Here is a 22,586-nt window from a genome sequence, read left to right as displayed (position 1 = left end):
AGCCCTGTACCCTGCTTTTGGGCTATGTTTCACCCTTTTGTAGCAGCCTGTGCGCAGACCTCACTCCACAGCCGGTCGAGCAAGGTACGGAACGCTTCGTCTTCGGGTAACGGGTCGATGCGGCTGTCGGCCAGTTCGGCTTCGTAGAGTTTTTGTCCGCCTAGCGCCAGCGCCTCTTTCAGCACTTGCTCGCTTTCCGCCGTGCGCCCCAATAAAAACAGCGCATAGCCTTGGTTGCCGAGAACCATCGCGCGATTTTCCTGCACCGCATGAACAGACGCCTGTTCGAATTGAGCCAACGCGGTTTGCAACAGGCTTTTCTGTATTTCAGGGTTACCGAGAACTTTTTTGGCATTTAGCAGCAAAGCGAAGCCCTTGCCGTTCAATGCATTACTTACTAGCTCCTGTAAAATGGATTCCGACGACGCACCAAATCGCCGTAGCAGTTCGTCATAGGCGGCAATGGATTCTTCACTCCGTTGCAATTGTCCCAATGTAGCGCCTTTGTTGAGCAATGCGTTGGCGACTGCTTCTTGGAAAGCCAATGTCTGAAATTCGCCGAATCGACTCAGCAGCTCATTATAGGTTGCGATAGCTTCTTCGCTTCGTTGCAATTGCCCCAATGCAAAGCCTTTGTTGTACAGAGCCAGAGCAACTATTTGTTGTTTGGCGATTTCGACAGTATCGGCATGATACCGCAATAGTTCATCAATAGTTGTGATCGCCTTTTCCGACATACCTGTAAAACAATAAGCCAGCGTCAAATTCAGCAACAAATAAATATCCGTCGGATTTTTTGCCAAACCTTTCAAGGCAATGCCCTGTACTTGTTGCCAGTCGCCTCGCCGCATCAGCTCGGTCATTTGCTGCAAATAATAATCCGCATCAACTGCCGCGACTTCCTGGATCTTTCCCACTATACGGCGGTAGGGCACATCGGAACTAAATAAGTCGCCATCATCAACGAGTAGACGGTCATCGAAGGCTAATAGCGGATGATAAGGGATAACCAGCGGTTTCCCCGCATTATAAGCGCCGGAAAAATTCTTTTTGATGCTCTTCATTTTCTTATAAAACGGCGTACCTTCGTCCATCGGCATGACCGGGACAGGCGAAGCAACCAGAATGACGGCGGGGTGTAGCGGCGCTTTGCGGATTGAATCGAACACGAGTTTTGCGCCTTCCAGGTTTTGCCCGTTCAAATTAAACACCAGCACCACGATGTCAGCTAATTGGTGCGTGGCGATACCGCCGATTTCCGAAAGACCGGTGCGCGAATCGATGAACACATAATCCGGCTCATAGCGTTCAATGATATGACCGCGCAGATTTTCGAGGATTTTATAGCCGTCATTTTGCGTGTAAAAGTCGTTCCAGGTCATGTTATTCAGAAAAGCCAAATAGCCCGGCTCTTTGTGGCGTCCGGCGGGCATCAGCCAAGTTTTACCTTCATCCGTGCTCTTTCCTTTACATTCGTGGATATAGCCATCCAGCTCATCCGGCGGGCCGTCTTGCAAACAAGCTTCCAGATATTCGGCAAATCCCGCAGGCCTTTTCGCTCCATTTTTGGGTTTAAATACGTCGAAATGCAGCAAGCCAGGAGCTTCCAGGTCAAAATCCAGCAGCACCACTTTTTTGCCGCGCGCCGCCAATGCTCGTGCGCAATTAGCCATTGCCAAGGTGCGCCCAACGCCGCCTTTGTAGGAATAAAAGGCGACGAAGCGGGTCAGCGCAGGGAGTTTTTCTGTTTGGGCGGTCATTTTTATGCCGTCATCTTGAACAAGCTAAGTTGCGGAAGGCCGGATACCACACGTCTATTATCTATATGTTTGTAATCTCGCTTCGATTCCTGTTGAGGAACGATTTTCAACGGTGCGACTCTATCCAAAGCCTCTTTACCCAGTACTGACAAGAATAATTCTTTATTTTTTCCACGTTTGAGACAATGAATCAAACCGGCGTTTTCGAGCTTTTTTATTTCGTTGGAAATATGGCTTAACTGCTTTGGGTTTTCGAAACTTTGAGCCAATTCCGTCGGCGTGATGCCGGGGCGCTCTTTGATGTGCTTCATCATTAACCCACCGACCGAGGACGGCAATACCAAACGCAATTGTTCCAGCGGTTTGCCGCTTTCCAGCGCCAAGGTCAACACATCCCCCAGTGTGCGCCACCGGTCACCGGGTTTACCGGTGGTGTCGAGACGGTCAGCCAATGAGGACAAATTGGCGCAACAAGCCCTAATGCTACGCATATCCTTAGAATCTTGCTCCAGCAACGCCGATGTAGCAGCGGCTGTCAGACAGGCTTTTTCGTGCAGCAAGATGTTTTCGTCCTTAGTTTGCAGAGCAAATTTGTAGGCATCTAGGTGTTTGGTCAAGTTATCCATAGTTCATTTACAATAAAGGTAAAAGTGTGAATAAAGTATACCCTTTAATCATAGTTCATATCTATTTCAACTTCTACTGTGAATAAAAATAAGTTTTGTTGTTTGGATTTCAAAGCATCTTTCGCCGGACGATACGCAAATACACCCTTGTGCTTATCGTTCGGCTGAGCATTGCATACGAACGCCGCAGCACCGCGCCCACTACCCACCACCCGACAGTTATCATGGAAGCGCTTTAAATTCGGCGACATAGCGGGCACAAAAAACACATCCACCGGCATGACCTTCCATTGCGTATCACAAAGAAAATCCAGACAAATCGGCGTTGCTACGACGCCCAAGTCCGTGTGGCGCATTACTAAACTCTCCGACTGGTTCGTCGGCTCAAAAGCTGGAACCTGAATACCGAAAAGCTTGCCTGTTTCCTCAGCCATCAACAAGAACTCCTGCCGCTTTTCCTGCTCCCATTCAATATCGCCAAATGGATTAAATGCTGTACAACGGTTACTGTAAACATTGCGCTCATTGACATCGATAACGTGCCGCGTTCCGGCGACGACCAAACGAATGATCGGATCGAATGCGTTGTATTCCGCCAACCAATTACTGATCTCCGCTTGCAGAGTTTCGGTCATGACCAATTCAGGAAACAACAAAACATGCACTTGTTGCTCACGCGCCGCTAATAACACATCCTTGAGCCGAGCCAACTGCCTAACCTCATCTTTGGCACCGCAACACCAGAAAGGAATACGAGCATCAATGCCGCGCTCATCTGTTGAATCATGTTGCCAGCTCATGTCGTCGCTACCGGCAAAAGGCGACAAACCAATTTTCACGAAATCTTGATTGCCAATGAATACGTTGAACACGTCGCTACGGCGCATTTCGAGTTGACTGGAAAAATCTACTTCCTGCCAGTGGTGTCGTAGCCGCAATGCTCTTTTGTCCCCAAGCGTATTGTCGAGCTTAAAGCGGTTTTTTTCGGGTATTGCTCTGGCAATCGGATGCTCTTTTATACGCGTCAAAATATAGCGCGAACCATTTAAGGACTGTTCGATAAAGCCATTAAGCAAATGCCAATTAGGCTGATTCCAAAATCGTCCATCCAGAAAATGCAAATATCCGTAAGCAATCAAGCGATCATCGACTGTAATTTTGGTTTTGGTTTTGGCCAAAAATACTGCAATGTCCGGGTGATCTGGCGAGAGATACTGTTGCAACTTTTCCCGGCTACATTTGTTTATGGTTGTAGCTAAGTGATGCCGATCCTTATTTACAAAGCGGTCATACAATTCGCACCATTGTGCTAATAAATCTTTATCGAAATCGCCGTACATAAACAATCCGCATCTTCATCTAGGTTGAGTTGATTTTAAAGCATTCTTACACAGCGGGCCCTTGTTTCATACGCGGATATGGGAAATAGGAAAACAAGAATCACTCGGGACGCAGGATCAAACAAGCAGCTTTGCTTTCATTGCTAGCGCTAATCTGACATCTAGAAAATTCGCAATAAAGCCATAAAGGTCATAACAATAAAGACCGATACAGATTTTTTACTTATATTCGCGCTAGGAGACTGTCGGATTTAGCAGTGCAAAAAGTGTTAAAATAACCCTATCGAAACACCAAATCAAAAAACAAAAATGGCTACCCAATTCATCCTGATTGATCGCGATACCCCCTACATTCTGCCCCCGTGTGTTCAGGATTATTTGCCTGAAGATCATATGGCCCGTTTTGTTGTCGAGATTGTCGATCAACTGGATTTACGGACGCTATCAGCCGTCTATGCGGGCAAAGGAAAGCGCCCCTATCATCCGGCGATGCTGTTGGCGTTGCTGTTCTACGGTTACGCGACCGGCGTATTTTCCAGTCGCAAACTGGAGAAAGCCACTCATGACTCGATGGCCTTTAAATACATCTGCGCCAACGAAAACCCAGATCACGACACCATCAACAGCTTTCGCAAGCGCTTTGGCAAAGAGATCGAAAGCCTATTTGTCGAGATATTGGTACTTGCACAAACCTTGGGGCTGCTTAAGCTGGGTACGGTGAGCCTGGACGGCACCAAGATTAAAGCCAATGCCAGCAAGCATAAAGCCTTGAGCTGGGATTACGCCAATCAACTGGAAGCCCAGTTCAAACAGGAAGTTGAAACCTTGATGAAACTGGCTGAAGCCGCCGACAATTCCCCGCTTCCAGAAGACATGGATGTACCCAAGGAACTCAAACGCCGCCAAGACCGTTTAGCAGTGATTGCCAAAGCCAAACAGGAAATCCAGGGCCCCGTGCCAAGGCGCGTTACGCGCAAGAAAAGGGCCGAGTATGAACGAAAAGCAGGCTAAGCGTGAACAACACCTGAGTAGAAACCGGCAAAGAAAAGTGGGCGGACAAACGCCCCCCAAGCGCCTACCGATGCGCCTCAAGGTAAAGATCAAGTCAGCCTGACCGATGAAGAGTCCCGCATCATGCCGACCCCTAATGGTTTTGAACAAGCCTATAACGCCCAAGCCAGTGTTGATATTGCCACCCACCTGATCGTTGCTCATCACATCACCCAACACACCAACGACAAACAAGAAATCGAACCGGCCTTAGCCAAACTGGAACAGCTCCCGGAATGCTTGGGGAGTGTTGACAACCTGTTGGCCGACACCGGCTACTTCAGCCAAGCCAATGTAAAGGCGTGTGCTGATGCAAAGATAAAACCGTACATCGCCCAAAAGCGGCAAAGCCATAACCAAGCCCTTGACGCCCGGTTTCAGCATCAGCCGGAAATAGGCGAAAGCACCTTACCGCCGGTTGAGGCCATGACCCATCGCTTAACAACCAAAGCGGGCAAAGCACTCTACGGCAAGCGAAAATCTACTGTCGAAACCGTGTTTGGCATCATTAAACACGTCCAGGGATTCAGGCAATTCCAGCTTCGAGGCCTGGAATCCGTCCAAAGTGAATGGAATTTAGTCTGTATAGGCTGGAATTTAAAAAGAATGCATGTATTAAGAGGGTGAGAGAGGAAAAAGAGCATTGAGCTGCCCATAAAACAGAACTATGGGCATTAAAAATCCCAATAAACCACTTTTTTAAATTTTAATCGTGATTAAGTGGGGAGGCTCGCTCTATTAATCCGACAGCCTCCTAGTAACCGCCAACTCTCGTTTTGATCGCTATTTGCGGGGCAGCGAGGAAATCCTGACCGCCAATGAAACACAAGGCTATGAGTTGTTCAAGGAACATTGCGCGTCATGCCACTTTGGTCCTGCTTTAGGCGGTCTGTCCTTTGAAAAAATGGGCCGTGCGCAAAATTACTTCGAGCAGCGCGGTGGCGCATTAACCGAAGCTGATAATGGCCGCTTTAATGTTACCAAACTGGAAAAAGACCGCCATCAGTTCAAGGTACCTACATTGCGCAATGTCGAACTTACCTATCCCTATTTTCATGATGGCTCGGTCGCCACACTCGAAGACGCCGTTAAAATCATGGCTCGCGTTCAACGTGACAAGAATTTGAGCAAAGATGAAATTGATAAAATCGTAGCTTTCCTGAAAACACTGACGGGGGAATATCAGGGTAAATCGGTTAGCCTACTGCAAGAAAAGGATTTTCAGTAAGCTCAAGTTGAATTCAAGATCAATGGGGTACGGGCTGCCGAAAAATTTAGCCTAATGCAGAGAACGCCTAAACTAGATGCACTTTTATCCTAAAGCAGCCCCTATTGTTACGACAATCAGAGACGTTCTGACTTTGCCAAAGTACCCCAGTGAGCCTGTAAATAATCCTGGCGAGCATCGAAAATTCGTTTTAATTTGTCATGAATAACCATTGCATGTAATAGATCCCCCAGCCAACTCCAGCGCATGCTGTAAAACACAATGTCCTCCAACATAATTTTTTCGTCCTGTTGGGTAAAGCTGACTTCATGATTCCAAAAATGAAATGGGCCAACACATTGTTGATAAATGAAGCGTTTAGGCTTTTCGCAGTGACTGATTTCCGATAGCCATGCCATTGAAATACCAAATACCGCTTTCATGCGATAGCTAATCATTAAACCAGCATAAAGATCATCCGGCACTGGCGATGTGATATCGACGTGGAAAAAACTTGGCGTAATCTGATTCAAATTATGCGGTGATGAAAAAAATTGCCAAGCTTGTTCTATGCTCATCTTGAGTTCTTGCCGTCTGTAAAGACGATAAATTTTCATGATTCTTCTATCTCACTAAAAGGGTTAGCACTATTTCATGCCAATTTACCGCAAAATAAAAATTCTGTGGCATACTGAAAATTAAAAAATGTTGAACATCCCATTAAAACGTCACCTATTCAAAACTTCAGGGAGTCCGGTTGATGAACAACCCAATAGCACGCCTTACCAGTTTACTATGGACTGGTCTTACCGTAATGGGCATTAGAAGTAGCGAAGAACCAAGCTATCGGGTATTGTCTGAGGATGGCGATATTCAAATCCGTCTATACCAGCCGATGCTGATTGCTGAAACTGCGATTGAAGCTGGCTATAGCCAAGCAGGTAAAATAGGCTTTAATCGCTTGGCTCGATATATTTTTGGCGGGAACGTTCAGAACAAAGAGATGTCCATGACGACGCCTGTTTTTCGAGAGTCTATAGGACAACTCGAAACCAAGAATGAAGCAACCCAACATGCGCCAAACATTAACAAGTGGCTAATGTCATTTGTAATGCCGCCTAGCTTTGATCTGACGACATTGCCGGAACCCTCCGATCCGCTTGTCATTATCGAATCAATTACCGCCAAAAAAGTGGCGACCTTGAGATATGCGGGCAGCCTAAACCAAGAACGTATGACCGAATATAGCCAAATTCTATCAGCTTGGCTTGATGAACGACACATCAAGCCGTTATCAAGTCCACGGTCAGCAGCTTACGATCCACCCTGGACCATTCCAAGCTTAAGGCGCAACGAAATCCATATTGACATTGAATAATGACACATTTACTAGTGGTGGCCCACGGTAGTCGCCAGGATTCATCGAATGCCGAGATTCGGGAGTTAGTCGCTAGATTGCGTAAGAACTGTACTCTATTTGCCAGTATTGATTATGCCTTCTTGGAAATTGCTAAACCGTCTATCAAAGATGCTTTAAGGCAACAAATCGCGAATGGAGCCCTTGATATAGTGGTGTTGCCCTATTTCCTTTCTGCAGGGAGGCATGTGGTTACCGATATTCCCGAGCAAATCAGGCAAGTTAGCGTTGATGCTCCAAGCATCAAGATCAAAATCGCACCTTACTTGGGCGCATCAGAGAAAATTGACGATTTATTGATACATCTGGTGTTTTCCTCCTACTATTGAATGGTAAACATTTTTAAAATCAATTTATATGAGCGAATCTAAACATATCATTATTGTCGGTGCCGGGCCTGGTGGCTTATGTGCCGGAATGTTACTGAGCAATCGTGGCTTTAAAGTGTCGATTTACGATAAAAATCCGGAAGTCGGCGGCCGCAATCGAGCGATACATTTGGACGGTTTTTGTTTTGACACCGGCCCGACGTTTTTGCTAATGAAAGGCGTACTGGATGAGATGTTTGAGCTGTGTGGGCGGCGCAGTGAGGATTACCTTGAGTTTATACCGCTGAATCCGATGTATGATCTGGTTTACGATGACCAGACCTTGTCGGTTTTCTCGGATCGGGAACACATGCGCGCAGAATTGGAGCGGGTATTTGCCGAAGGCGCTGATGGATACGAACGATTTATGGACAATGAGCGCAGCCGCTTTAATCGTCTCTATCCCTGCATAACCCGAGATTACTCATCGCTATTAGCGTTTTTTTCGCTGGATTTACTTAGAGCCCTACCGTGGCTGGCGTTTCCGAAAAGTATTTTCAAAAATTTGGGTCAATATTTTGATCAGGAAAAAATGCGCCTGGCATTTTGCTTTCAATCCAAATATCTGGGTATGTCACCCTGGGATTGTCCTGCCTTATTTACGATGTTGCCCTATCTGGAACATGACTACGGCATTTTTCATGTACGCGGTGGCTTGAACCGCATCTCGGCAGCAATGGCCAACGTGATTCAGGAAGCAGGCGGGGAAATACATCTGAATGTAGAAATCCAGTCGTTAGTGATTGATCAGGGCTTCGTCAAAGGCGTCAAACTGCAGAGTGGCGAAGAAGTGCTTGGCGATGAAGTGATAGTTAATGCTGATTTTGCCCATGCGATGACTCACTTGGTCGCACCGGGTATCTTGCGAAAATACGAGCGTAGTCAATTGGATAAACGCGAATATTCTTGCTCGACTTTCATGATGTATTTGGGACTGAATCAGGTTTACGACCTGCCGCACCACACTATTGTCTTCGCCAAGGATTACCGAACCAATATAGGCAATATTTTCAGTAAAAAACTACTGTCCGAAGACTTTTCGTTTTATGTGCAAAACGCCACGGTCAGCGATGCCAGTTTGGCGCCTGCAGGTAAATCGGCGCTCTATGTACTGGTGCCTATGCCAAATAATGACAGCGGTATCGATTGGCAGGCACATTGCCAAAATGTTCGAGGACAGGTGCTGGATACGCTAGGTGCTCGCTTGGGTCTGAGCGATATCCGCGAGCATATCGAATGTGAAAAAATCATTACGCCGCAAACCTGGGAAACTGAAGAAAATGTCTATAAGGGTGCCACCTTTAGTCTGTCGCATAAATTCAGCCAAATGCTGTACTGGCGGCCACATAATCGCTTTGAAGAACTGGAGAACTGCTATCTGGTCGGCGGCGGCACCCATCCGGGCAGCGGCTTGCCGACCATCTATGAATCAGCGCGCATTTCCTCAAGGCTGATTTGCAAAAAGCACAAGGTGGTGTTCAACGATATCAAGCACAGCAACTGGCTGAAAAAGGCTAAAGCCTGACATGTCTATTATCCAGGCAAGTTCACCTGTCGATGGCAGAGTGCTGGGCGATTTTGAGGTCAGCGAGGCGCAAGCCATAGCCGAGAAAATGGTCGCCGGGCGCTTGGCGGGAGGCAGCTGGGGCAGGATGCCGATCAAAGTCCGCGCTAGCACCTTGTTGCCGTTCAGTCAGCTATTAATGGATAACCTGGACAGCATTTGCGAGCTAATAGGACTTTGCACAGGCAAAGTGCGTAGCGAAGCGCTGCTGGGGGAAATCTACCCTTTACTGGATCTGTTAAATTACTACCAAAAACACGCCGGGGAAATTTTGCGTTACCAGGGCGTACCCACTTCACCCTTTGCTTTTCCTGGCGCAACCGCAGGCATAGAGCGTCGCTCTTTTGGCGTGGTCGCAGTGATTTCGCCTTGGAACTATCCCTTTCAACTTTCCGTTGGGCCGATATTGACAGCGTTGTTTGCCGGCAACGCGGTGATTTTTAAAGTATCTGAATTATGCTTGCCGGTTGGCCAACTGATTGTTGATCTGTTTGGCAAACTGGATTTACCCAGCGGCTTGGTGCAGTGCATTGTCGGCGATGCAGAGACCGGCGAACAGCTGATCGACGCGGCACCCGATCTGGTATTTTTTACCGGTGGTCTGCATACCGGTCGTGCGGTGATGCAACGCGCCGCTCGCCATCCCGTTCCGGTGATACTGGAATTGGGTGGCAAAGATCCCATGCTGATATTTGCCGATGCTCAGCTGGATAGAGCCTGTTCGGCTGCACTCTATGGTGCCTTTTGCAATAGTGGTCAGGTGTGTGTGTCGGTGGAACGTTTATATGTACAGAAAAATATTTTCGATCAATTTTTGGCTATGCTACAAACCGGCGCTGCTCAACTCAAGGTTGGCGCTGATCCGCATGGCGACCTGGGCGCGATGACCTCTGCCGCGCAGATAGACGTTGTACAGGCACATTATCAGGACGCTATCAACAAAGGCGCCCAAGCGTCAGGGCCATTGGAAAAACAAGGCCATTTTCTCAAGCCTGTGGTGTTATGGAACGTGCATCATGGCATGCGAGTCATGCGCGAAGAAAGCTTTGGCCCGTTGTTGCCAGTGATGGCCTTTACCGATGAGTCAGAGGCCTTGCGGCTGGCTAACGATAGTGAGTTCGGGCTTAATGCCAGCATTTGGAGCAGCGATATTGGGTTGGCAAAACGGGTCGCCTCACACTTAAATGTGGGCAATTGGGCTATCAATGACGTAATCAAAAATATAGGTCATCCCGGACTGCCCTTCGGCGGTGTCAAACAGAGTGGTTTTGGCCGCTATCACGGTGCCGAGGGTTTGCGTAACTTTACTTACCCGGTTTCCGGCCTAAGCAATCGCAGCCGCTTGCCAAAAGAACCTAACTGGTTTCCTTACAATGAACAAGGCTATCAAAACTTCAAAGGGTATATGGATTTTGTTTACAGTACCGGCTCATTCATACAACGCTTCAAGCGTAACCGACAAGCTCTCGAGGCTTTTCGTGAATACTCAACTTTCGATTTAGCGCAACGCTGGCAAAATCTGAAATTAATGCTTACTTGGAAACGGGGTTATTGATGACTGCTAACAATAAAAACACGCGCATCCTAGTGATCGGCGCCGGACTGGGCGGCTTATCGGCAGCTATTTCACTGGCTTCCGAAGGCTTTAGCGTCCAGTTGCTGGAAAAAAACGACAAGGTGGGCGGCAAGCTGAATATTCTCACCAAAGATGGCTTTACCTTCGATCTCGGCCCATCGATATTGACCATGCCGCATATCTTTGCCGACTTATTCAGCCGAGTCGGCAAAGACATGGCCGATTATGTGCAGATAGAAAAAGTCGAGCCGCATTGGCGTAATTTTTTTGAGGACGGCACCACTGTTGATTTAACTGAAGATGCCGAAGCCCAACGCCGCGAACTGGATAAGCTTGGGCCCAATGCAGCCGATGAATTCACGCGCTTTATGGCGTATTCTAAAAAGCTATGTGTAGAAACCGAAGCCGGTTACTTCGCCAAGGGGCTGGACGGCTTTTGGGATTTGTTGCGCTTCTATGGCCCGATACGCAGCCTGCTGAGTTTCGATGTATTCAGAAGCATGGACCAGGGTGTACGTCGCTTTATTTCCGACCCCAAGCTGGTCGACATTCTGAATTATTTCATCAAATATGTAGGCTCTTCGCCCTACGATGCGCCGGCCTTGATGAATTTGCTGCCTTATATTCAATATCACTATGGCTTGTGGTATGTCAAAGGCGGCATGTATGGCCTTGCTTTGGCGATGGAGCGTTTGGCTATCGAACTGGGCGTGGAAATTCGTTTAAATACAGAAGTCGAAGAGATTCAAACTCAAGATGGGCGAGCGAGTGCCATACGCTTAAACAATGGTGAAGTAATACCTGCCGACATCGTAGTCTCCAATATGGAAGTCATTCCCGCCATGCAAAAACTGTTGCACAGCTCCAGCGCAGAGCTGAAAAAAATGCAACATTTCCAGCCCAGTTGCTCCGGCCTGGTGCTGCATCTCGGTGTGGATCGCATCTATCCGCAATTGGCGCATCACAATTTCTTTTATTCAGCGCACTCGCGTGGGCATTTCGATGCGGTATTTCATAGCGGACGCCTATCCGACGATCCAACCATTTACGTGGTCGCCCCAGTCAAAAGCGACCCGCAACTCGCCCCAGAGGGTTGTGAGATCATCAAGATTTTGCCGCACATACCGCATATCAACCCCGCTAAACCGCTCAGTCCCGAAGATTATCTAGCACTGCGCGAACGGGTGCTAATCAAGCTGGAACGCATGGGACTGACTGACTTACGCAAACACATCGTCACCGAAGAATATTGGACGCCGCAAGACATTCAAGCCCGCTACTACTCCAACCAAGGTTCTATTTATGGCGTGGTTGCCGATCGCTATAAAAACCTGGGCTTTAAAGCGCCACAGCGTAGCAGTGAATTAAAGAATGTGTATTTTGTCGGCGGCAGCGTCAATCCCGGTGGCGGCATGCCGATGGTGACACTTTCCGGGCAACTGGTCAGGGATAAAATCTTGGCGGATTTGGCTTGATGTTACGCAGCGGGTAGTCGGCTTACTACACACTGCTGCTATGCCGACATCAAGTCTTAATGTTGCAAACATTCCCTGACTGTCAATTTTGATGCCTTCCTTGCTGGCCAGTACGACGCTAGCCAAGTCAACAGCAACACTATCGCTAACCAATAAAAAACCGCCTTCGAGTCAAAGGCAAAATCCAGCTCGATCCCCAACATGGTTTTCCCCAGTTCCCTGGCTATGGGTTCTGCAGCCAGATAGGCTAACGGGATACTCAGCACCCAGGCAACAAGGCCATGCAGTAACCCTTCCAGCAAAAACAGCCTATAGACAGTATTGGCAGAGACGCCTATGGCCGAGAGTATGCCGATTTCACGCGTGCGTTGCAGCACGCTGATAGCCAATGCGCCGGATAGGCCAATGCCGCCAACGGCTGCAATCATGGACGCCAAGCCCGACAGAGTGCCCAGCACCGGATTGAATTGATTACGGGCGAATTGATTTTGCTCCAGCTTGGCTTGAGTGTTGTAGACATCCAGTTTGATATTGCTGTCCTGAAAGCGTTGCTTTAACTGATTTAGAAAATCCGCCTCCTCCTCACGATTGGCGATTGAGGCTTTTAGCAGCGCAAAAGAGGCCCTATTTTTACCTTTTGTGATGGCGCGAACTGTTTCCAAAGGGGCATATACCGGCTCGACTACATAATTTCCGGCTACCAGCCAGCGATAAATGCCGATGACCCGCCAGGCTTGTTTAACCGAGCCGATAGTAGTCTCCAGAGTAGTGCCGACCTGGATGTCATTGAGTTCGGCCGTATCTGCGCTGACGACCAAGTAGCGTTTTCCTGCATCTTCGACTTGCAACCAGCGTCCGGACTCGATCAAGGGCTGATACATTGATGATGCCGACGGCATAGCCACTAACTGCGCCCCCAGATTGCCTTTTTGCCGCAGCGCTTTGCCGTCTTTGACCAGTTCTACCGGCAGCCGCTGCCAGAATTCCACGTTTTCGATTGCGGGAACCGAGTTGGCGATTTCAAGTACCTGCTGTTCATTTTGATCCACGGTAAAGCCCAGGCGTATGGCAAACTGGCTGCGAGCCATTTCGTTGTCCAGGGTTAGATTTAGCGAGGTGATAAGGCTCATCAATACCAGAAACGTGGTTCCGGCAATGATCAGTACACTTTGGGTAAGCACTAAACTGCCCTTGCGCCGGAACAGGTTGCAAAACGCAGCGGCGTAAAGTGTAGGTAGAAATCTGGCTGCAAATCGTTCGATCAATACGTCGAAACGGCTGTAACCAAAATCTGCGCCCAAACCATGATCGGCAATGGCAACTCGCACCGTCATGGTTGCGCTGCGAAGTATCGGGCTTGTTGCTGCCAACACCGGCAGCAACAAGCCACCTAAAAGCATATACAGAACAGCGCGTGGCGAAAAATCGAACTCACCGCAATCAATATTAAACAGCCCCAGCAGTTGGCAGGAACTGAAATAAGCGGCGGCAAGGCCAAGCGGCATCGCAAGCAGGGTTGCCATCAGCGCCATCAGCAAGGTTTCGCTGAGATAAATTCCGGCGATAGTGAGAGTGCTCGCGCCCAAGGCTTTCATTATGCCGATTTGATTCCTTTGCAAGGCTAGCTGAGCGGAAACCGTATTTAAAATCAATACGCTAGCCAGCGCCAAAGCGGTCAGCGCCATCAGTTTCAACACGCCATTAACGCCGGACAGAAAAGGTCGCCCCCAATGCCGTTGCGGGTCTTGCAGCAGGGTTACATTAGCGGCGACATGGTGTTGAGCCAACAGAGCGCGGATCTTTCCAGCCATGGTTCGGGCTTGGTCCTCGCTATAGGGCGGGGCGATTTGTACCAAGAGTTGCCGAAAACTATTGGGCGCTACGCCGAATGGCAAGCCGCCGGGTGTGGCGGCAAAAAAATGTACTTGCCCGCCGAATTTGGGCGGTTTGACGAACGGATGCCGGACGATGCCCTTAATCGGCAGGATCAGGCTATATCCAGCGGTTTTGAATTCCAGGCTGTCGCCAAGGCTCAAGCCGGTGAACTGGGCGGAAAGGTTTTCGATAGCCAACTGACCTTCGGACGGCCATGCACCGGTTTCCAGCACCGTTTTGTCGAAACGTTGCCTGGCATAATCGGGACGGATAATCAAGGTAGCCATGGTCCACGCGAATTCCCGGGGCCTTCGGAAGTACACCGTTAACTGTGACAGGGTATCGACGCCAGCAACGCCGGGCAGGGCTTTAATTTCCTCGAGCACAGACAAGTCGACATCGCTGTTGAGTATCAGATTGATATGCGAGGGTTGTGAATCTCGATGCGCTGCGTCCATTTTGCTTAGCTGAAGATCGATCATTCCAAATATAGTGCCGACGCAGCAGATGCCTACGGCGATGCTGATGATAGCCAGCAGACTGCGAGACTTAGCCGCCCATAAATCGCCCCATACTTTATGTACGATCGCGCTCAAAAGTAAGGCTCCGGGCTACTATCGGCGTGTATGCGTCCGCTGCGAATTTCGATCTTGCAGCTGGCTGCATTGGCTAATGTTTCATTGTGAGTAACCATCACCAAGGTCTTGCCCTGGTCGCGCAAATGGGCAAACAATTCGAAGACTGCCTCGGCGGTTGTCGCATCCAGATTTCCGGTAGGTTCGTCGGCGACGATCAGCGGAGGATCGTTTGCCAGAGCACGGGCAATCGCCGCCCGCTGTTGCTGCCCACCGGATACATGACTGGGCAGTCTATGCATTTCATCGGCCAATCCCACCCGTTCCAGTAACTGCGTACCCCGTTCCTTACGCTGGCTTTTATTAAGTTTCCCAAGAAATTCCATCGGTAACACGATGTTTTGTAACAAACTCAGCGTGGGCAGCAATTGAAAAAATTGAAAAACGATACCCACATTAGCGCCGCGCCAGGCGGTTAATTTTTTATTGCTGAGATTTTGCAAGTGGGTGCCGTTGACGATAATGTCTCCCCGACTGGGATGGTCGATACCTGTCAAGAGATTCAACAAGGTTGATTTACCATTACCGGAGGGTCCCACAATAGCCACAAAATCGCCGGGGAAAATATCCAGGTTGATGTCGTGCAAAACAGTTTGTAAAGTGCCAGCCTGGGGGTAATCTTTGTAAACTTGCTTCAGTTCGATGATTTTGTTCATGCTGTTCCGGAATTGAAATACGCTAGTCCAACTCTATGTTATCGTAAAGCGACATAAGTCGCTAAATTTCACCGTCGGAGGTTGATAAATGACATCAGTGCGCATTATCTGGTTATTGATAGCCTTGCTTTGGGTGATAGGTGAGATCAGGCTTGTTCGCAAGGTTGCCTCTAACAATCAGCATGTTATCGATAGCGAACAGCGTTCACAAGGTTGGTTATGGCTGAGCGTAATTGGCAGTCTAAGTCTAGGGCTGTTTTATAAGCATTTGGCCTGGTTGCCTATCCCGATTGAGTATATGACTCGTCAATGGCTGGCCCTAGTGCTTTGCGCAACAGGACTAGGACTGCGTTACTGGGCAGTGGTTAGGCTAGGGCGCTTTTTCTCAACTCATGTGTTGATTCATAATCAGCATCAGCTAATTACCGATGGACCCTACAAATGGATACGTCACCCCGCCTACACAGGATTATTGCTTGCACTGGCTGGATCAGGATTGGCGATGGGGGATTTTTTGGCGTTGCTGCTACTGACTATAGTGCCATTTTTTTCTTTCAAATTACGCATTGCAATGGAAGAGAAGAGGCTGATAAAGAAATTTGGTCAGCAATATTTAGTTTATTTGAACAAGACGTATAGATTATTGCCTCTTTTGTATTGAGAGAGATAAATTGAGGGAGCGGTGGTACTTAATTGCACGGCAGTGAATGTTTACTTTAAGAATGCTGGCTGGTAGAAATGGGGCGTCAACCGTCTGTGATCTCCTTATAAATAATACCATTCTGAATGGCCGGTATCGGGAAGCGTAAACTCATAGCCGACAGGCAGGTATGGGTCGAACTGAGACAGTCAATGCCTGATGCAGCTTAGACTTATTTTAGAAGCTGTCAGATCAAGTCCAGAGTTTTACACTTAAATAAAGACGGGATGCAAATCCCGTCCCTGTCTTCACGGGCTATTGCGACGCCGTTTGTTGCATGTGGATCTGTAGGCTTAACGGACGCATATCGGTCCAGACTTCCTTGATGTGATCGAGGCATTCTTGTTTGTTGCCGGTTTTGCCGACGGTCCGCCAGCCGCCCGGTATTTCTTTGTAGTCGGGCCAGATTGAATATTGCTGTTCGTGATTGACCACAACCTGATAAATAGTCGTGTCTTCTTCGTCGTCCCAAGCCATTGTTATTCTCCGTTGATAGGTAATTGCCATAGTACCCCCGTCATTCGAACGATGGGAGCGGTTTCCGTAGTGTAGACGATAGAAACGCTAAAATACCTCAGCTGTCATACTGATCCAGTAAATGGGTTTTGAATTGGGCGCGACAGTGCAGCAGGGCTTTGGCCATGTGTTTTTCAACGGCGCTATCGGATATGCCGAGTTCCAGGGCTGTTTCGGCATAGGTCATGCCGTAAACTCTATTCAGGATAAATATCTCCTGGGTGCGCAACGGCAATTCGTCCAGTATCCGTTTGATCGCGGTCAACCTTTCATCGATGGATACGAGTTTCTCGGCAGAGGGAAATTCGCTGGGCGGGAGTAAGCTCTGGTCTTTTGTTTGTTGGTAATTTTCCGTTACTTTTCGATGTTTGATGTGGTCGTAAGCGAGATTTTTTGCGACCCTGAACAGAAAGCCGCGCGGATGATCGATGGTTTGCTTTTGCGCTTCGCGGAAAAAAATAATGAAGCTTTCTTGTGCAAGGTCCGCGGCTATATCCGGGCAGTTGACAATCCGGGTCAAATGAAACTGCAATTCGGACTGGTGATTCAAGTAAATGGCTTCTACGTTCAAGTTCAAATCCCTCTTCGTTGTGTTAAGAATGTTTACCTTGTTGCTGAACCGACGGCGTCGGAATAAGGGCGGTATGCGGTTTGCGGGGTCTAACAGCGTTAGTGATTTGCTTGGGCTGTTTGCCAAAGCGCCATAGTCTATTGGGTTGCATGAGCATATGTGGGTCCATGGTTTTTGCTTTGTTGGTTAGGCGGCTATCGGCATACGGATAAGCACTTTGTAACGAGTCGGGTAAGCCGGAGAATATTGCGGTCGTAGCATGCCGATGACTAGGCAGGCTTGGGACGCTCTCAAAGGCGGTCTGTTGTTCTGAACTCGTTGCGCTGGCTATAGGTATTAAGCAATGCGTGTGCCACTTTGTCAGCCTAGCGATTTCAATGAGTTGGCGTAAAACACAGGAAAGGTATTTGAAAAGTACGTCATATGACACACTTAAAATGCGTCATATGACATAGTTACTTGAAGGTGCGAGGTGGACGGTTTGCTTCGCGGCAATGTCGGGTTTCGTTGTTCAGCGGTATTTTTTTTAGCGGGGCGGATGAGGTTAAAAAGGCTTCAAGGCGTCCTATTATCAGGCCTGCTTCGGTTTTGAGGCCTGAGAAGCGTCTAACGCATCGAATAGTGTATACGCGAGCTGAAAGGAAAATATTTTATGTTAGTTTTTTTGTGCCGCTCTTCCTGGCTAACGGTTGTTGGCGTATTGCTTGCGGGCATCATCAGCGGATTAAGTAGCGCGGCTTTGGTGGCGCTGATTAATTCGACATTATCGAATACACTGGATGCCGAGCTTTTGCCGTGGCTGTTTGTCGGCTTGTCTATTGCGGTGTTGTCCAGCGGTTTTCTATCGAATTATCTGCTCAATCGGCTCAGCGCTCAAATTGTTTGCGATCTCCGCATCCAAATCAGCCGCTTGATTCTTGCCGCGCCTTATCCTTATCTGCAAAAGCTGGGCAAGTCGGCATTACTGGCTCACTTGACCGAGGACATATCGGTAATTGCCAATGCCAGTCAATTATTGCCGCTGGTTTGCATTAATTTTGCGGTCGTGGCCGGTTGTATGACTTATCTGAGCTGGTTATCCTGGCACTTGGCGCTGGTTTTGGCCGGGGTGATTGTATTCGGCGTCTTGAGCTCCAGTCTGTTTAGAGAGTGGCCGAAAAAAGCCGTACTCAAGGCGCGCGAGGAATATGATGTGCTCAACAGTGATTTTAGGGCGTTGACGGAAGGCGTCCGTGAGTTGAAATTGCATAGGCAGCGTAGCGATGCGTTTATGGCGCAGTCGCTGGCGGCCAGCGCCGAAGCTTATCGCCGCTATTCTTTTCGGGGTGCTGTGGCTTATTTATTGGTGAATCAGTGGGCGCAACTGCTGTATTTCCTGGTTATAGGCGTGATCCTCTATGTTTTTCCGGTTTGGCAGGTGATCGATCAGAAAGTGATCGGCGGTTATACGCTGGTGTTTTTGTTTATGATGTCGCCGTTGAGCATACTTACCACCAGCTTACCGGTCTTTAGCCGCGCTAAGGTGTCGTTACAAAAAGTCCGGCAACTCGGCGAGCAGCTCAAAAATCAGGCGATTCAGGCCGATGCGCCGGATAAGCGCGAGGTTTGCACAAACTTTTCCGGTCTGTCGCTGCAAGGCGTGACGCACAGTTTTCATCGGGAAAAGGAAAATCGCAACTTTACCCTGGGGCCTATCGACCTGGATTTTAAGTCCGGCGAGCTGGTGTTTTTAGTCGGCGGCAACGGTAGCGGGAAGACTACGCTGGCGATGTTGCTGATCGGGCTTTATACCCCGGAGCAGGGGGGTATTCGCTGGAACGGCGAGGCTGTCGATGACGGTAACAAGGAGGATTATCTGCAAAACTTTTCGGTGATTTTCTCGGATTTTTATTTGTTTGACGAGCTGTATGGGTTCGATAACGAGAAAAATCATGTCCTCATCGCCGATTATTTGCAGCGTCTGCATTTACATCATAAAGTGCGGGTCGAGAACGGCCGGTTCTCCTCGGTGAATTTGTCGCAAGGCCAGCGCAAACGTTTGGCGCTATTGGTCGCTTATCTGGAAGATCGGCCTTTTTACGTTTTCGACGAGTGGGCGGCAGACCAGGATCCTGAATTCAAGCATTTATTTTATACAGAGCTGCTACCGGCCTTGAAAGCCCGGGGCAAAACAGTATTGGTCATCAGTCATGACGACCGGTATTTTTACTTGGCCGATCGCTGTATTAAACTGGAAGAAGGGCAGATTGTGGCCATGGAAAAACCGGCAACGGCAGGCAAGCAGTCAATCCAGATAAGTTAAGATGTTGCCCCGTCCGAAGTGTTTTTGAGGTGATTATAACGTAGCTAGTTAGGTTAAAACGTTAGGGACGGGGTTGCAAACCCCGTCCCGCTCAGTAGGCCGGATTATCGCCACGGAAAAGCCGGTAGCAGTCGGCAACTAGGAAAGATTCACCACGAAGACACGAAGTTTTCACTCTGTTTTTTCTTCGTGTCCTTCGTGTCTTCGTGGTGATTATTTTTTCATAATATTGGATGGCAATGGTGAAGATTCGAAAAATCATTTTATATGGCGGCTTGACGCTGGCGAGCGTGGCGGCGATAGCCCTCGGCGGCGGTTTTTGGGTGATGCATCGGTCCATGCCGCAACTTGACGGCACGGTGCAGCTGGACCGGCTTACGGCAGAAGTTCGCGTACAGACCGATGCGCACGGCATGCCGGTCATCAATGCCGCTAACCGTGTCGATGCGGTTCGGGCATTGGGTTATGTTACCGCGCGCGACCGCTTGTTTCAGATGGAGCTGATGCGGCGCAAAAGCGCCGGGCGCTTGGCGGAAATTTTTGGCGACATGGCGCTGGACAGCGACATCAGGGCCCGAACCTACGGTTTTCATAGGGAGGCAAAAGCCATCCTGGCAAAACTGCCGCCAGCCCATCAACAGTATCTGCAAAGCTATGCCGACGGCGTCAACCGCTATATGGCGGAGTCCGGCAAACTGCCTTTCGAGTTTACCGTATTGGGTTATCAGCCGGGGCCTTGGACTCCCGAGGACAGTCTGCTGGTCGTATTGGGTATGTGCGAGAACTTGACTGCCGGTGAGGAACGCGGCGAGCGTATGCTGAGCGTGATGGAAAAAACCTTGCCGGACGCCGCGATGCGTTTTTTAACGCCGGACACCGATTTTTACACCGAACAGCTGCAAAAACAGGCCGAATCGTTGCGCCCGGCGCAAGCGATTCCTGTCGAGGCTTTGGCAACGGCACTCACCCATCAGTCGTCGGATACCCCCCCCTTGGCGCAACTGGTTCAGCAATCCGATTTAATGGTCGGTTCCAATGCCTGGGCGGTCGGCGGCAAGAAGACCTGGGACGGGCGGGCCATTTTGGCTAACGACATGCATTTGGGTATATCGGTGCCCAATACCTGGTATCGCATCGAGCTGAATTACGGCGCTGTGCATGCCGCAGGCTTGACCTTGCCCGGTACGCCGTTGTTAATTGCCGGCAGCAACCGGCATATCGCCTGGGGAGCGACCAATCTTTCCGGCGATTTTCTGGATTTGGTCCGGCTTGAGATCAATCCCGCCAATCCCGATCAATACCGGGTAGGCGAGCAATGGCAGCGCTTCGACGAGTATCCGGAAACCATAATCGTCAAAGGCAGTGCAGCCAAGCAGATTGTGGTTAAGCAGACCCGCTGGGGGCCTGTCGCCAACCAACCGCTGCTGGATCAGCCGGTGGCGATTCATTGGACGGCGCTGGATGCCGATGCGTTCAACCTCAATTTGTTTGATTTGGAGCAAGGCGAAACCCTGGAGGAGGCGGTAACAATCGTCAACGGCAGCGGCGGTCCGCAGTTGAATGTTTTGCTGGCCGACGACAAGGGCAGCATCGCCTGGACGGTGATGGGCAAAATTCCCAAGCGCTTCGGCAATGACGGTTTGGTCAGTCGCTCATGGGCGGACGGCCGCGTGGGCTGGAACGGTTATGTGGAACCTGAGGATTTGCCGCGTGTCATCGACCCGCCCGAGGGCATTTTGGCATCGGCCAACGACCGCCGTTTCGGCAAAAATTATCCGTATGTGATCGGCCACCAGTTCGGCAACGGCTACCGCGCTTACAGGATTACCCGACAACTGACGCAAATGCCCAGGATTGGCGAATGGGCCATGTTCGATTTGCAACTCGATACCGAAAGCGAGTTTTATGTGTTCTATCAGCAGTTGGCCTTGAATAGCCTGACCGCCGCAGTGATTGCGAGGCAACCGGATTTGGCCGAAGCGCGGGACTATTTGCTGGCCTGGAACGGCCGGGCCGATACCGGCAGCCTGGGTTTTGCCTTGCTGGTCGAGTTCCGCAAGCAATTGATCGAGGCGGTATTTACGCCGCTTTTGTCGGCCAGCCGGGACGCCGATAAAAATTTCAGCTATTCGTGGACTTATATCGATACGCCGTTGCAAGCCCTGTTGAACGAAAAGCCGCCGCGCGCATTGCCCGATGCGGCGCATTACCGGAACTGGGACGATTTTATTCTGGGACAATTGAAACACGGTTTGCAGCAGGTACAAGCCCAGCATCCGGGAGTGCCGTTAATGGAATTGAACTGGGGCGAACAGAATAAGGTCAAGCAGTCGCATCCGTTTTCCAAGGCCTTGCCGATACTGAGCGATTTACTGGATATGCCACGCGAGGCCTTGCCGGGTTGCGGTTTCTGCGTTCGCGCGGCGGGGCCGGGTTTCGGAGCCAGCGAGCGGCTGGTAGTTTCGCCGGGTCATTTTGAAGACGCCATTCTGCACATGCCCGGCGGCCAATCGGGCCAACCCTTGTCGCCTTATTACCGGGATCAGCAGGGCTATTGGCTCAAGGGTTTATCGATGCCATTGACAGCCGGAAAGCCGGAACACATGTTATTGTTACAACCGCATGGCAAGTGAAAAAAACGGGCGGAATACAATATTTAGGTAAAATAAAGGTAATTGCTCAAGGTTATTTTAAAAACAACGAAATGCAGATGATTAACCGATTTATGCCTGCTCAATCGAAGGCTTGCCTTGAACAACAGTTGGGGTTGTTGGAGCGGGTTCGATGGGTTCTTTGCGATAGCGTTTTTTCTTGAACACCAGGAACATCAATCATAAACCACTAAAAATCTTATTGAATCATGAGCATCAGCGTTATCCGCGTTCTATTCTTGGCAGCCAAGTCGTTACGGATGATAAACACAATTTCCATGGCTTGTGTTGCTTTCG

At 49.4% G+C, this 22,586-nt stretch carries 18 protein-coding genes and 1 pseudogene; 11 read left to right on the top strand and 8 right to left on the bottom strand.

The features are described 5' to 3' along the window. Positions 1 to 29: 29 nt before the first annotated feature. Genes METTU_RS19190 through METTU_RS19180 form a run of 3 tightly spaced genes read right to left on the bottom strand, consistent with a single transcriptional unit; the run spans position 30 to position 3,726 of the window. Complete coding sequence (locus tag METTU_RS19190; protein WP_006893621.1) at positions 30 to 1,760, bottom strand: KGGVGR-motif variant AAA ATPase; 1,731 nt, start codon at positions 1,758 to 1,760, stop codon at positions 30 to 32. Positions 1,761 to 1,762: 2 nt separating this feature from the next. Then, on the bottom strand, positions 1,763 to 2,386 hold the full coding sequence (locus METTU_RS19185; protein ID WP_006893620.1) for a MarR family winged helix-turn-helix transcriptional regulator: 624 nt from the start codon (positions 2,384 to 2,386) through the stop codon (positions 1,763 to 1,765). Between the two features lie 44 nt (positions 2,387 to 2,430). After that, positions 2,431 to 3,726 carry a hypothetical protein gene (locus METTU_RS19180; protein WP_006893619.1) on the bottom strand — a complete coding sequence of 432 codons (1,296 nt, stop codon included), beginning with the start codon at positions 3,724 to 3,726 and terminating at the stop codon, positions 2,431 to 2,433. Between the two features lie 309 nt (positions 3,727 to 4,035). Here METTU_RS19180 and METTU_RS19175 point away from each other — a divergent pair. After that, positions 4,036 to 5,403 (top strand): annotated as a pseudogene (locus METTU_RS19175) (IS1182 family transposase). A gap of 160 nt (positions 5,404 to 5,563) precedes the next feature. After that, positions 5,564 to 6,004, top strand: coding sequence for a cytochrome-c peroxidase (locus METTU_RS19170; protein WP_050897803.1), 441 nt, complete (start codon positions 5,564 to 5,566; stop codon positions 6,002 to 6,004). A 116-nt stretch (positions 6,005 to 6,120) separates the two neighbouring features. Here METTU_RS19170 and METTU_RS19165 read toward each other — a convergent pair whose 3' ends face one another. Then, complete coding sequence (locus METTU_RS19165; protein WP_006893618.1) at positions 6,121 to 6,600, bottom strand: SRPBCC family protein; 480 nt, start codon at positions 6,598 to 6,600, stop codon at positions 6,121 to 6,123. Between the two features lie 143 nt (positions 6,601 to 6,743). Here METTU_RS19165 and METTU_RS19160 point away from each other — a divergent pair, with 143 nt between their 5' ends. From METTU_RS19160 to METTU_RS19140, 5 genes are read left to right on the top strand one after another with little or no spacing between them, the layout of a single operon-like run. Then, complete coding sequence (locus tag METTU_RS19160; RefSeq protein WP_006893617.1) at positions 6,744 to 7,361, top strand: SOUL family heme-binding protein; 618 nt, start codon at positions 6,744 to 6,746, stop codon at positions 7,359 to 7,361. Continuing rightward, entirely contained in the window at positions 7,361 to 7,729 is a 369-nt protein-coding gene (locus tag METTU_RS19155) for a sirohydrochlorin chelatase (RefSeq protein ID WP_006893616.1), read from the top strand. The genes METTU_RS19160 and METTU_RS19155 overlap by 1 nt, the downstream gene beginning before the upstream one ends. 28 nt (positions 7,730 to 7,757) lie before the next feature. Further along, complete coding sequence (locus METTU_RS19150) at positions 7,758 to 9,293, top strand: phytoene desaturase family protein (RefSeq protein WP_006893615.1); 1,536 nt, start codon at positions 7,758 to 7,760, stop codon at positions 9,291 to 9,293. 1 nt (position 9,294) lies between these two features. Continuing rightward, positions 9,295 to 10,887 (top strand): aldehyde dehydrogenase family protein, encoded by a 1,593-nt coding sequence (locus tag METTU_RS19145; protein ID WP_006893614.1) that lies wholly within the window; start codon positions 9,295 to 9,297, stop codon positions 10,885 to 10,887. Next, the gene (locus tag METTU_RS19140) at positions 10,887 to 12,383 is read left to right on the top strand and encodes a phytoene desaturase family protein (protein WP_006893612.1); all 1,497 of its coding nucleotides are present in this window, start codon (positions 10,887 to 10,889) and stop codon (positions 12,381 to 12,383) included. The genes METTU_RS19145 and METTU_RS19140 overlap by 1 nt, the downstream gene beginning before the upstream one ends. A 56-nt stretch (positions 12,384 to 12,439) precedes the next feature. Here the strand turns inward: METTU_RS19140 and METTU_RS19135 are convergent, their stop codons facing one another. Together METTU_RS19135 and METTU_RS19130 are read right to left on the bottom strand one after the other, a co-directional pair. Next, the gene (locus METTU_RS19135) at positions 12,440 to 14,854 is read right to left on the bottom strand and encodes an ABC transporter permease (RefSeq protein WP_006893611.1); all 2,415 of its coding nucleotides are present in this window, start codon (positions 14,852 to 14,854) and stop codon (positions 12,440 to 12,442) included. Beyond that, complete coding sequence (locus tag METTU_RS19130; RefSeq protein ID WP_006893610.1) at positions 14,851 to 15,549, bottom strand: ABC transporter ATP-binding protein; 699 nt, start codon at positions 15,547 to 15,549, stop codon at positions 14,851 to 14,853. The genes METTU_RS19135 and METTU_RS19130 overlap by 4 nt, the downstream gene beginning before the upstream one ends. An 88-nt stretch (positions 15,550 to 15,637) precedes the next feature. On the opposite strand from METTU_RS19130, the gene METTU_RS19125 reads away from it, so the two are divergent. Further along, positions 15,638 to 16,210 (top strand): methyltransferase family protein, encoded by a 573-nt coding sequence (locus tag METTU_RS19125; protein ID WP_006893609.1) that lies wholly within the window; start codon positions 15,638 to 15,640, stop codon positions 16,208 to 16,210. Positions 16,211 to 16,504: 294 nt separating this feature from the next. On the opposite strand, the gene METTU_RS19120 is transcribed toward METTU_RS19125, so the two are convergent. Together METTU_RS19120 and METTU_RS19115 are read right to left on the bottom strand one after the other, a co-directional pair. Next, on the bottom strand, positions 16,505 to 16,726 hold the full coding sequence (locus METTU_RS19120; RefSeq protein WP_006893608.1) for an MbtH family protein: 222 nt from the start codon (positions 16,724 to 16,726) through the stop codon (positions 16,505 to 16,507). Positions 16,727 to 16,823: 97 nt separating this feature from the next. Next, entirely contained in the window at positions 16,824 to 17,336 is a 513-nt protein-coding gene (locus METTU_RS19115; protein WP_006893607.1) for an RNA polymerase sigma factor, read from the bottom strand. Positions 17,337 to 17,988: 652 nt separating this feature from the next. On the opposite strand from METTU_RS19115, the gene METTU_RS19110 reads away from it, so the two are divergent. The 3 genes from METTU_RS19110 to METTU_RS24145 all read left to right on the top strand — a co-directional run bounded on the left by METTU_RS19110 (position 17,989) and on the right by METTU_RS24145 (position 22,453). Continuing rightward, entirely contained in the window at positions 17,989 to 19,638 is a 1,650-nt protein-coding gene (locus tag METTU_RS19110) for a cyclic peptide export ABC transporter (protein ID WP_006893606.1), read from the top strand. A gap of 239 nt (positions 19,639 to 19,877) precedes the next feature. Beyond that, positions 19,878 to 22,271 (top strand): penicillin acylase family protein, encoded by a 2,394-nt coding sequence (locus METTU_RS19105; protein ID WP_006893605.1) that lies wholly within the window; start codon positions 19,878 to 19,880, stop codon positions 22,269 to 22,271. Further along, a complete protein-coding gene (locus tag METTU_RS24145) occupies positions 22,268 to 22,453 on the top strand; it encodes a hypothetical protein (RefSeq protein ID WP_040581046.1) in 186 nt (61 codons plus the stop codon). Before METTU_RS19105 ends, METTU_RS24145 begins: the two co-directional genes overlap by 4 nt. The last annotated feature ends 133 nt before the right edge of the window (positions 22,454 to 22,586 follow it).

It is taken from the genome of Methylobacter tundripaludum SV96 (assembly GCF_000190755.2).
Lineage (GTDB): Bacteria > Pseudomonadota > Gammaproteobacteria > Methylococcales > Methylomonadaceae > Methylobacter_A > Methylobacter_A tundripaludum.
Note: the sequence above shows the minus strand (reverse complement) of the source record. Positions and strands in the feature narration are given on the sequence as shown.

Bases quoted from the DNA above. Each gene is read 5' to 3' on its own strand.
- METTU_RS19130 (WP_006893610.1), bottom strand. From the start codon at position 15,549: ATGAACAAAATCATCGAACTGAAGCAAGTTTACAAAGATTACCCCCAG.
- METTU_RS19150 (WP_006893615.1), top strand. From the start codon at position 7,758: ATGAGCGAATCTAAACATATCATTATTGTCGGTGCCGGGCCTGGTGGC.
- METTU_RS19180 (WP_006893619.1), bottom strand. From the start codon at position 3,726: ATGTACGGCGATTTCGATAAAGATTTATTAGCACAATGGTGCGAATTG.
- METTU_RS19155 (WP_006893616.1), top strand. From the start codon at position 7,361: ATGACACATTTACTAGTGGTGGCCCACGGTAGTCGCCAGGATTCATCG.
- METTU_RS19165 (WP_006893618.1), bottom strand. From the start codon at position 6,600: ATGAAAATTTATCGTCTTTACAGACGGCAAGAACTCAAGATGAGCATA.
- METTU_RS19185 (WP_006893620.1), bottom strand. From the start codon at position 2,386: ATGGATAACTTGACCAAACACCTAGATGCCTACAAATTTGCTCTGCAA.
- METTU_RS19190 (WP_006893621.1), bottom strand. From the start codon at position 1,760: ATGACCGCCCAAACAGAAAAACTCCCTGCGCTGACCCGCTTCGTCGCC.
- METTU_RS19140 (WP_006893612.1), top strand. From the start codon at position 10,887: ATGACTGCTAACAATAAAAACACGCGCATCCTAGTGATCGGCGCCGGA.
- METTU_RS19160 (WP_006893617.1), top strand. From the start codon at position 6,744: ATGAACAACCCAATAGCACGCCTTACCAGTTTACTATGGACTGGTCTT.
- METTU_RS19120 (WP_006893608.1), bottom strand. From the start codon at position 16,726: ATGGCTTGGGACGACGAAGAAGACACGACTATTTATCAGGTTGTGGTC.
- METTU_RS19145 (WP_006893614.1), top strand. From the start codon at position 9,295: ATGTCTATTATCCAGGCAAGTTCACCTGTCGATGGCAGAGTGCTGGGC.
- METTU_RS19110 (WP_006893606.1), top strand. From the start codon at position 17,989: ATGTTAGTTTTTTTGTGCCGCTCTTCCTGGCTAACGGTTGTTGGCGTA.
- METTU_RS19105 (WP_006893605.1), top strand. From the start codon at position 19,878: ATGGTGAAGATTCGAAAAATCATTTTATATGGCGGCTTGACGCTGGCG.
- METTU_RS19125 (WP_006893609.1), top strand. From the start codon at position 15,638: ATGACATCAGTGCGCATTATCTGGTTATTGATAGCCTTGCTTTGGGTG.